This is a genomic window from Oleiphilus sp. HI0125 (assembly GCF_001635355.1).
Genome location: NZ_LWGF01001122.1, coordinates 17,586 through 27,537, shown reverse-complemented (window position 1 = coordinate 27,537; position 9,952 = coordinate 17,586). Strand labels below are relative to the sequence as shown.

Below are 9,952 nucleotides of genomic sequence, written 5' to 3'. Positions count from 1 at the left end.
ATTGAGCTCGACGTTAACGGTAGTCTTTAGTTAACAGCATTCGAGTCATATTTTGTCTGTTCAACATATTCATATCTTAGGCATTTGCGGGACCTTTATGGGCTCGCTTGCCGCGCTCGCAAAAGAGCAGGGTTTGCGCGTTACAGGTTGTGATCAAGGAGTTTATCCTCCAATGAGTACGCAACTTGAGTCACTCGGTATCGAGTTGATTCAAGGTTTCGATACGCAGCAGTTAGATCTTGAGCCTGATCTGTTCATCATTGGTAATGCCATTAGCCGCGGTAATACTTTGCTCGAAGAAATTCTAGATCGAGGTTTGCCCTACACCTCAGGCCCTCAATTTCTTGCAGAACATATCTTGCAGGGAAAATGGGTGATGGGTGTTGCCGGTACGCACGGCAAAACTACGACAACGACGATGTTGGCGTGGATTCTTGAATATGCTGGAATGAAGCCGGGTTTCTTAATCGGCGGTGTGCCAAAGGATTTCGAATTTTCAGCTCGTTTGGGCGAAACCCCTTTCTTTGTGATCGAAGCGGATGAATACGACAGCGCATTTTTTGATAAGCGCTCGAAATTTGTTCATTACAAAGCTCGAACATTGATCGTTAACAATCTCGAGTTTGATCATGCCGATATTTTCGAAGACCTAAGTGCTATTCAAAAGCAATTCCATCATGTTATTCGTACCGTGCCGCGCAATGGTCGTGTGATTTATCCTCAAGGCAGCAAGGCTATTGATGAGACGCTTGAAAAGGGCGTTTGGGCTGAGAAACAAAGTTTTGGTGGAGAGGACTCTAGTACAGAAGCTCGTTATCACCTAGTTGAATCTGATGGTTCAGTCTTTGATGTGCGCTTAGCGGATCAGACGCACCGTGTTACATGGTCTATGACTGGTGAGCACAACGTATCGAATGCTTTAGCTGCGATGCTTGCTGCGCGTCATGTTGGTGTTGAACTCGAGCATTCTGCGCAAGCTTTGAGTCGATTTGGCGGCATTAAGCGTCGCATGGAAGTATTGATCGATCGAGATCAAATTGCTTTATACGACGATTTCGCGCATCACCCTAGTGCTATTAAAACGACGCTCTCAGGGCTTCGCGCTAAGGTTGGGCCTGAAAAGATTTTAGCTCTCATCGAACCGCGTTCAAACACCATGCGTATGGGTATTCATGCAAACAAATTAGCACCGAGTGCTCAAGATGCAGATCAGATCATATGGGCGGATCTGTCGGGTAATAACGAGTTAGGGTGGTTGACGCCTGAGCTATCCGAATTCACTAATCAACATATCGAAATTTCAGTTGATGCTATACAAGGTGTGGTAGATCGGTTCATTGAGATGCATGGCGGCACGAAAGTTCATGTGTTGATGATGAGTAATGGCGGCTTTGGCGGAGTACGCGAAGCTTTGCTAAAAAAATTAGGGTCAGAGTAAAAGTACTCTGACCCTGTTATTTGATCCCTGTTGTTGAGGATTGTATGAGCGAGTTTAAAGAAACAATTACTTTGGCGGTGACTGGGGCTTCGGGTGTTCAGTATGCAACGCGCTTGTTAGATGTTCTGGTTAAAGAAGGGCATCAGATTTTTGTAATGGTTTCCAAAGCTGCGCATATGGTCATTGCGACAGAAACTGATCATAAATGGCCTGCTCAAGCTGCGCAATTAGAGCAGGTTTTGACGCAACAGTTCTCTGCAAAGCAAGGGCAGGTGAAAGTATTCGGTAAAGAGGACTGGATGGCTCCGGTTGCTTCTGGATCGGGAGCTCCAACCAAAATGGTTGTTTGCCCATGCAGCACTGGATCGTTGTCTGCAATTGCTAATGGCGCGAGCAATAATTTGATTGAGCGAGCGGCAGACGTTGCATTAAAAGAACGGCGCCAATTAATACTCGTTCCTCGCGAGGCTCCTTATTCAGAGATTCACCTTGAGCATATGTTGAAGTTGACAAAAATGGGAGCTGTGGTGATTCCCGCCTCGCCTGGTTTTTACCACAAACCGCAAAGTGTTGATGATCTTGTGGATTTCATTGTTGCGCGTATTTTGTCTCAGTTAGGAATTGAGCAAACGCTTCTTAGTAAGTGGGGAGAAGATCGAACATGAGCTCTTCTTCAGTCATCGATTGGTCGAAGACAGTAGCTGCAATCTGGCGAGCGAGGCAGCAGCATCTCCGTGCAGTGACACGGATTGATGGCATTGAGCTTGATCAGTTGTTGGGGATTGAGCGTCAGAAAAAACTAATAGTAGAGAATACAGAGCGTTTTATCGCTGGGCTGCCGGCAAACAATGCTTTGCTGTGGGGCTCCCGCGGCACAGGTAAATCAAGCATTATTAAAGCACTTTTGAATGCTTATGCTGACAAAGGTCTGCGCGTGATTCAGATAGATAAAGATGATCTGCTTGATCTTCCCGAGATCGTCGATGAACTCGTCGAGCAGCCCTACCACTTTATTGTTTTCTGTGATGATTTGAGCTTTGAAGAGGGTGATGCAACTTATAAAGCTTTGAAGAGTATTCTTGAAGGATCAATTGAATTGCCCCCCGATAATGTCCTGATTTACGCGACCTCTAACAGACGTCATCTTATGCCGGAATACATGAGCGATAACGAAGGCACCAAAGTAGTAGAAACAGAATTGCACTTTGCTGATGTGGTCGAAGAAAAAATATCTTTGTCGGATCGTTTTGGTTTGTGGTTGTCGTTTTATTCAATCAATCAAGATCAATATATTGAGATTGTGGACCAGCTGGTTGGGCAGGTCGAGAATAAGCAGGCCATGCATGCCGAAGCTAAGCGTTTTGCGACCAGTAAAGGTGGACGTAGTGGTCGCACTGCACAGCAATTCTTTAAAGCCTATAGCGGGAAGCTTTAGTAGATGGTGATATTGGTGTCAGAGTACAAGGACTCTGACTCGAGTTTGAATTGCTATTTACCCGTCTCTTGCTCCGCGTTTCCAAATTCCATTCCTTCAAAACTATAAGCAGCGCCAAAGCCTTCAACATAGGTTCCTGATTTCGGTGTAATTTCTACGAGGTGAAAGTCATTTAGGCTTTTTAATAACGAGACTGTCTTTCCTCGTTGTTGCTCGAAGATAGGCATGACTGTGTTAAATGTCGACGATGATCTGTCGATGAATTGAGCATCGCCTTTAAATATCAGTCGTTTTCTTGCAAAGATATTTTTTGTGTCTGTTTCGTCTTGCGTGAGCATCAACGAGCACTTGGCTGTTTGCTTTAAATTTTGTGTGTGGGCCGCAAGCTCACTGATAAAAATGTACAGCTTTTTGTTTTCGAGAATATAAGGGGTTGTTGATGCGTCGGGCTGTTTATTTTGGTCGAGCGTGGCAAGCATGCATGATTGCGTATCTGCAATTAGTGATTCGATGTTTGTACTTATGTTGCTCACTTAGCAGCACCTTGCATGGATTTCGAACTAAGAATCGAAAATCCTAAATCTTTTGATGAGGCTGAACGAATCAATGCGGCTGCGACATCTGCGCCATCAATGGCTTTCAAATTTCCGGGCAATAGTTTGCAGATGAACTCAGATGCTTTTTCGCCAAGGCGAAATTCTTCTCTATCTCCTAGCAATAAACTTGGCCGTGCAATAGCGGCGTGTGCATAGTCGCAATGTTTGATTCTGTGTTCGACATCTTTTTTCATGCTGAGATAAGTGGATGGCATTTTTCCGTCTGCGCCATTTGCAGAGACAAGCCCGTAGAAACCAGCGTCATGCTGTTTACCTAGTTTCGCGAAAGCTTCAGGATACTCCACATCAATACGCACATATTCCATAGCATTTGGCGTTTTCTTTTTGGTTGAGCCCAAGGCGCAAAATAAGTCCGATACCTCACGACTTGGTGCTTCGAAAGAGCTTGGATTCTGAAGAAGCTTGTTCCAATCACAAATAAAGTAGCTGAGTTTCTGATGCTGATAATCTGATGAGTTTTGTGATCGAACAAAGGCATAGACTTCTTCGTATTGTTTATCTTCACAGAGCTGTTGTACGAGACTTCGTCCAATTAAGCCGCTGGCGCCAGCGACCCAAGCAATCTTTCTGTTAGTCAAAACTTACTCTCTTATTTTGTGCAGTTTTCCATAGTGTAGGGCGGCATGAGGGCCAAGGTCTAGGGCATATGAATCTTAAATGGTGGCCTATTTTGTAGTGGGTTTTTCGGCATATTTTTAAAAAGTTCGGCTTGGACACTAAAATTTACGATTTTAACTCTTTTATTTACCTCAAATACTGTATACTTCGCGCGATTTTTTTCACCCCGAACTTCGAGTAAGACGATGACAGACTTAAGCAAGTACAGAAACATAGGTATTTTCGCGCACGTTGATGCGGGTAAAACCACTACAACAGAACGTATTTTGAAACTCACCGGTAAGATCCACAAAACTGGTGAAGTACACGATGGTGAATCTACAACTGACTTCATGGATCAGGAAGCAGAGCGTGGTATTACTATTCAATCAGCGGCGATCACAGCATTCTGGAAAGATCACCGTATGAACATCATCGATACTCCTGGACACGTTGACTTCACAGTTGAAGTATACCGTTCTTTGAAAGTACTTGATGGTGGTATCGGCGTATTCTGTGGTTCGGGCGGTGTTGAGCCTCAATCAGAAACTAACTGGCGTTATGCGGATGAATCAGGCGTTGCACGTTTGATCTTCGTTAACAAACTAGACCGTGTTGGTGCTGACTTCTTGAAAGTTGTTGACCAAGTAGAAAACACACTTGGCGCGAAGCCTCTTGTTATGACGCTTCCAATTGGTCGTGAAGACACCTTTACAGGTGTTGTAGACATCATGTCTAAGAAAGCATACATCTGGGATGACTCTGGTCTCCCTGAAAACTACAAAGTTGAAGATGTACCAGCAGACATGGTTGAAGACGTAGACATGTACTACGAGCAGATGGTTGAAACTGCTGTAGAAATGGACGACGACTTGATGATGGCTTACATGGATGGCGAAATGCCAACTGATGAGCAACTTAAAGCGTGTATCCGTAAAGGTACTAACGAGCTTGCGTTCTTCCCAACTTACTGTGGTTCTGCATTTAAGAACAAAGGTATTCAGCTTGTACTTGACGCTGTTGTTGATTACTTGCCTTCTCCAACAGAAGTTCCAGCTCAGCCTCTTACTGATGAGCACGGCGAGCCTACTGGTGAAGTTGCAACAGTATCTGTTGACGAGCCATTCCGCGCATTGGCGTTCAAGATCATGGACGACCGTTTCGGCGCACTAACGTTTATCCGTATTTACTCTGGTAAGTTGAACAAGGGTGACACCATCCTTAACTCATTCACAGGTAAGACTGAGCGTATTGGTCGTATGTGTGAAATGGAAGCGGATGAGCGTATTGAACTTGATTCAGCACAAGCGGGTGACATCATCGCTGTTGTTGGTATGAAGAACGTACAAACAGGTCACACGCTTTGTGATACTAAGCATGAATGTACACTTGAAGCGATGGTATTCCCTGATCCAGTTATCTCGATCGCAGTTAAGCCAAAAGACAAAGGTTCAACTGAGAAAATGGGTGTTGCTATCGGTAAGATGGTTGCAGAAGATCCAACGTTCATCGTTGAAACTGACGAAGATTCAGGCGAAACCATCCTTAAAGGTATGGGTGAGCTTCACCTAGATATCAAAGTAGATATCTTGAAGCGTACTTTCGGTGTTGAGCTAGAAGTAGGTCAGCCACAGGTTGCATACCGTGAGACTATCACGCAAGCAATCGAAGACAGCTATACGCACAAGAAGCAGTCTGGTGGTTCTGGTCAGTTCGGTAAGATCGACTACCGCATCAAGCCAGGTGAGCAAAACACTGGTCTTACTTTCACTTCAACAGTTGTTGGTGGTAACGTTCCTAAGGAATTCTTCCCAGCAATCGAGAAAGGTTTCCAAGGTATGATGGAAACTGGTCCACTTGCAGGCTTCCCTGTATTGGACGTTGAAGTTGAACTATACGATGGTGCTTACCACGCAGTTGACTCATCAGCAGTAGCATTTGAGATTGCAGCAAAAGGTGCATTCCGTCAGTCAATGCCAAAAGCTGGTCCTCAACTTCTTGAGCCAGTGATGAAAGTAGACGTGTTTACTCCAGACGATCACGTTGGTGATGTTATCGGTGACTTGAACCGTCGTCGTGGCATGATCAAGGACCAAGAAGCTGGTAATACTGGTGTACGTGTTAAAGCGGACGTTCCTCTTTCAGAGATGTTCGGTTACATCGGTCACCTACGTACTATTACTTCTGGTCGTGGTCAGTTCTCAATGGAGTTCTCTCACTACGCACCTTGCCCAATGAACGTGGCAGAAGAAGTAATTGCTGAAGAAAAGGCTAAGAAAGAAGCTAAGTAAGCCTTAGTTCTTTTAGCTAAAAGCCCTGTTGGAAACAACGGGGCTTTTTTGTGCATAACAATAAATCAAGGAAGTACTGTTAATGAGCAGAGTCGTCTCATTTGTTTTTCTATCGCTTTGTTTTTCTACCATGACCTTGGCAGAAAATTCTTATCAATTTGCTGTATATGGAGCGGGAGCGAGTATCTCTCAAGACAATTCAGGATCAGGTAAGTTCTTAGGCTTAAGCGCGACGGCATATTTAGATCCGATCATGCTTGATGGAAGCAAGCCACTTGCCTTGGCAGCGAAATATCAACAAGTCTCAAGCGTATTTGCTTATCATACGCAGCTCGAATACTCCGACCTTGCTCAAGTTAGAGGTGGTCGTATTTTAGAAACAGTAGATAATGATCGCACTGGCCTTGGTGGCACTATCACGCATGAGAGTATTCCACTTTGGTTATCGGTAAATCATGTGTTTAGTGATGACGCAGAGCTTGGTTTTAGAGATGGGACTACGTTCACCAATAGCGATAGCATGACGGAGTTTGAGCTAGGTGTTTATGCATCAGAACACATGATCGCATCATTGATTTATAATGATGCAGTTCGTGATACCTATGGTTTAACCGTCGATGCATTGTTTGAGCTTGCTGATTTGGGTCAATTTATTGAACTGTCAGCGCTTTATCTTGAAATAGAGCACGATGAGATAGATTTGTCGGTTGTGAACAATACCGTTCGAAACTTAGATACAAATCCTTTAGAAGAGACTCAACTTGGTTTAGGTGTGACCTACTTTCCGACGAAGGCTATCGATGTTGGTCTCACGTATACATCCACAAAGTTGAGTCATGGCCCAGCTTCCAAAGAGCTGGTTTATAGCCTTAACGCAGGATGGTTCTTCAGCCAGGACACAGCCATTCGCCTTGAATATGCCTTATTTGAGGATGATACTTTCTTTATCGATTCAAGCGTCAGCGCTGAACTGCTTTATCGTTTCTAATTCGATAAGTAGTTTTTCAAGATCTTGAGACAAAAGCATCTATTTTATCGAAATGGATGCTTTGCTAGTTCTTAGACCCCATATCTATCAGGCTTTGTTTTGCTTTATAAAATCGAGACAGGATGTGGGGAACCTTCAGAGGTATGACTTCCCTCACTAGGCGCACGATATAGCGGATGAGCGCCACGTGTTTCAATTGCTGGGCTGATTTCGCACGCTTAAGCATTGCGACATAACCTTCGTTAATCAACTCACTGGTGCGCTCTCTATTGTCTGATCGGCTGTAAGAAGAGAGATCTAAACCGACAACGATATCGGCTTGCTTGAGCTGTTCTTTGGTTTTATGGTCAATACAGATATCAATGGCGTTGCCCAGCGTGTCAGCCATGTTTTTAGGTGCTTGATAGCGTTTTGTGTGCGTAAGATCAACGCAAATAATGATGCCCGCACCCATCTTACGGACTAATGATACGGGTACGTTTTCAATAATGCCTCCATCCACGAGTTTTCGTCCATTGAGCTCCACAGGCGCAAAAAGGCCAGGTACTGCGACTGACGCACAAACGGCATCGGCAACTGAGCCTTTAGTGAAGATAATTTGCTCTCCGGTACAAATGTCGGTCGCGGAAATAGATAGGGGTATTTGTGCATCTTCGATTTGGGCATCGCCAAGATCTTTGATCAGCATTTCTCGGACTGCATTGGTAGAAAATAATCCTCCTGAAGCCCGCCAGCTAAAGCTCGCCATGCTTTTGAAGGTTAGATTCTCCGCAACGGCTGTCATGTCTTCAATTGATTTCCCAAATGCATAATAACTGGCGACGAACGCGCCGATACTTGTGCCGGAAACATAGTCGATTGATACACGCTCTTGTTTGAGCGCTTTGATTGCACCGATATGTGCAACGCCCTTTGCTGCGCCACCCCCAAGCGCAAGGCCAACTCTAGTATTAAAGGGGTTAAAGCTATTTAAACGTTGAAAGCGCATATCCGTTCGGCTCTTTTTTATTAGTAAAGACTGGGCTCTCCATCAGGGCGCGTCTTAAAGCGGCGATGAAGCCATAGATACTGTTCTTTGTGGCGTCGAATGTCTTCTTCTAAGCCTTTATTGATGATTGTTGCATTCTCGACTTCATCATCGCTTGGAAAGTTTTCATAAGGTTTTCCAAAGTAAAGACTGTAATGACCATCTTTGTCTTCACGATATTGCGCAAGCCGAAGTACCGTACATCCGGTTTCGCGCGCGATCCAAGCCGTTGTTGTAATGCTGGAAGCGGGTACTCCAAAAAATGGTGCGAAAACAGACTGCTTTTTGCCCATATCTTGATCTGGCGCGTACCACACTAAAGCGCCGGCCTTGATATCCTCTATCATATCTTTGACTTGGCGTTTGCTGTAGGGGCGCGCGTTGTAGACTAAGCGCGCACGTTCTATTGCAGCATCAAGCAAAGGGTTGTTTTGAGGGCGATACATATAGCCAAATTGTGTTACGGAGTTGAGAAGTGGCCCAGCTAAATCCAGCATGCTGAAGTGGCCGCCAACGAGCAAAATTCCTTTACCTCGCTCTTGTGCTTCTTTTAAGTTCTCAATGCCATGTACTGTAAGTTTATCAATATATGGAGTGTAGTTTCCCCACCAACTTGCCAGGCTCTCCATGTAGCCGGTGGCGTTTGATATAAATGTGTCGTACACAAGCTGCTCTCGTTCTTCTTCAGAGAGCTCAGGGAAGCAGGCGTTGATATTTCCTCGGGCTGTTTTGTAGCGACTACCTTTGAGTTTGTAGAGTCTATGGCCTAAGAATCGACCGAGGCCCATACGAGCGCCATGTGGCAAGCGGGCTAGAAGCCGCATTAGACCGATCAAAAGCCATGTTGGCCAAAATTTGGGTTTGAGGAAATTGGAGTAACGATGCTCTGGTTTGAGGTTTTGCATAAAGCCTAGCTTGTTTGTCCTAAAGTAACGCGCCTGAAATAGTATATTAAAGCGCGTTACGTTACTAAAGCTAAGCGTCTATTTTGTTCTTGACGGCGAAGTAAAAGATAAGACTTTCGCTTCGTGCTTAGTGCGCGATTTGAGGTAATCGTCTGGCTGGTTGAGCGCATAGCGCAGCTCTGCGATCGAATCATTCATCATTGATGAAATTTTCATGCATGCCTGCACTGGATTGTTACAACGCTTTCTCTCCATGTCGATCTGAAACTGGAGCCCTTGTAAGCGCTCTCTCATGTGCTTCGGAGCACCATTAATCACGGTTTCAATTGCATTTTTCCGAATGCTTTCGAGCTGTTCAGGATTCTCGCTTGCGAGGCGCATTAGTTCATCAAAATTGGGTAGCTCAACACGACCAAGCGCAGTTTTGCGTACGTCAACATCTTTCAAACGAAGCTTGCTGATCTCGCGTGATTTTCCATTCTGCATTGTAACGACCTCATACTGTTACGTGGAATGTATTGGCTATTTTATGTACAACTTTCAATTTGTTAAGAAAACAAAAGTAAAACCATACTTGCGTATCTTTAGAGGCTGTAGCTAAATGAAGGAGTCAGTTCGTTCGAAAGCGCCGCCTGAGTGATCTGATTGACTTAA

The 9,952-nt window shown here is 44.7% G+C and carries 10 protein-coding genes; 5 read left to right on the top strand and 5 right to left on the bottom strand.

Going from position 1 to position 9,952, the window contains the following annotated elements; all coding sequences use genetic code 11:
* Positions 1 to 52 precede the first annotated feature (52 nt).
* Genes mpl through A3762_RS19475 form a run of 3 tightly spaced genes read left to right on the top strand, consistent with a single transcriptional unit; the run spans position 53 to position 2,873 of the window.
* Positions 53 to 1,438, top strand: a complete 1,386-nt coding sequence (gene mpl, locus A3762_RS19485; protein WP_255375067.1) for a UDP-N-acetylmuramate:L-alanyl-gamma-D-glutamyl-meso-diaminopimelate ligase — start codon at positions 53 to 55, stop codon at positions 1,436 to 1,438.
* 44 nt (positions 1,439 to 1,482) lie between these two features.
* Positions 1,483 to 2,103 (top strand): flavin prenyltransferase UbiX, encoded by a 621-nt coding sequence (locus A3762_RS19480; protein WP_068757204.1) that lies wholly within the window; start codon positions 1,483 to 1,485, stop codon positions 2,101 to 2,103.
* A complete protein-coding gene (locus tag A3762_RS19475; protein ID WP_068757202.1) occupies positions 2,100 to 2,873 on the top strand; it encodes an ATP-binding protein in 774 nt (257 codons plus the stop codon). The genes A3762_RS19480 and A3762_RS19475 overlap by 4 nt, the downstream gene beginning before the upstream one ends.
* A gap of 53 nt (positions 2,874 to 2,926) precedes the next feature.
* Here the strand turns inward: A3762_RS19475 and A3762_RS19470 are convergent, their stop codons facing one another.
* Together A3762_RS19470 and A3762_RS19465 are read right to left on the bottom strand one after the other, a co-directional pair.
* Complete coding sequence (locus A3762_RS19470) at positions 2,927 to 3,406, bottom strand: HugZ family protein (RefSeq protein ID WP_068757197.1); 480 nt, start codon at positions 3,404 to 3,406, stop codon at positions 2,927 to 2,929.
* Positions 3,403 to 4,068, bottom strand: a complete 666-nt coding sequence (locus A3762_RS19465) for an NAD(P)H-binding protein (RefSeq protein WP_068757195.1) — start codon at positions 4,066 to 4,068, stop codon at positions 3,403 to 3,405. Before A3762_RS19465 ends, A3762_RS19470 begins: the two co-directional genes overlap by 4 nt.
* Positions 4,069 to 4,293: 225 nt before the next feature.
* On the opposite strand from A3762_RS19465, the gene fusA reads away from it, so the two are divergent.
* Both fusA and A3762_RS19455 read left to right on the top strand, forming a co-directional pair.
* Complete coding sequence (gene fusA, locus A3762_RS19460) at positions 4,294 to 6,378, top strand: elongation factor G (protein WP_068476402.1); 2,085 nt, start codon at positions 4,294 to 4,296, stop codon at positions 6,376 to 6,378.
* Positions 6,379 to 6,460: 82 nt separating this feature from the next.
* The gene (locus A3762_RS19455) at positions 6,461 to 7,366 is read left to right on the top strand and encodes a hypothetical protein (RefSeq protein ID WP_068757194.1); all 906 of its coding nucleotides are present in this window, start codon (positions 6,461 to 6,463) and stop codon (positions 7,364 to 7,366) included.
* Positions 7,367 to 7,430: 64 nt separating this feature from the next.
* Here the strand turns inward: A3762_RS19455 and A3762_RS19450 are convergent, their stop codons facing one another.
* The 3 genes from A3762_RS19450 to A3762_RS19440 all read right to left on the bottom strand — a co-directional run bounded on the left by A3762_RS19450 (position 7,431) and on the right by A3762_RS19440 (position 9,784).
* The gene (locus A3762_RS19450; RefSeq protein ID WP_068476398.1) at positions 7,431 to 8,354 is read right to left on the bottom strand and encodes a patatin-like phospholipase family protein; all 924 of its coding nucleotides are present in this window, start codon (positions 8,352 to 8,354) and stop codon (positions 7,431 to 7,433) included.
* Between the two features lie 20 nt (positions 8,355 to 8,374).
* A complete protein-coding gene (gene lpxL / locus A3762_RS19445; protein ID WP_068757193.1) occupies positions 8,375 to 9,298 on the bottom strand; it encodes an LpxL/LpxP family Kdo(2)-lipid IV(A) lauroyl/palmitoleoyl acyltransferase in 924 nt (307 codons plus the stop codon).
* A gap of 78 nt (positions 9,299 to 9,376) precedes the next feature.
* Complete coding sequence (locus tag A3762_RS19440; RefSeq protein WP_082868931.1) at positions 9,377 to 9,784, bottom strand: DUF3135 domain-containing protein; 408 nt, start codon at positions 9,782 to 9,784, stop codon at positions 9,377 to 9,379.
* Between the last annotated feature and the right edge of the window lie 168 nt (positions 9,785 to 9,952).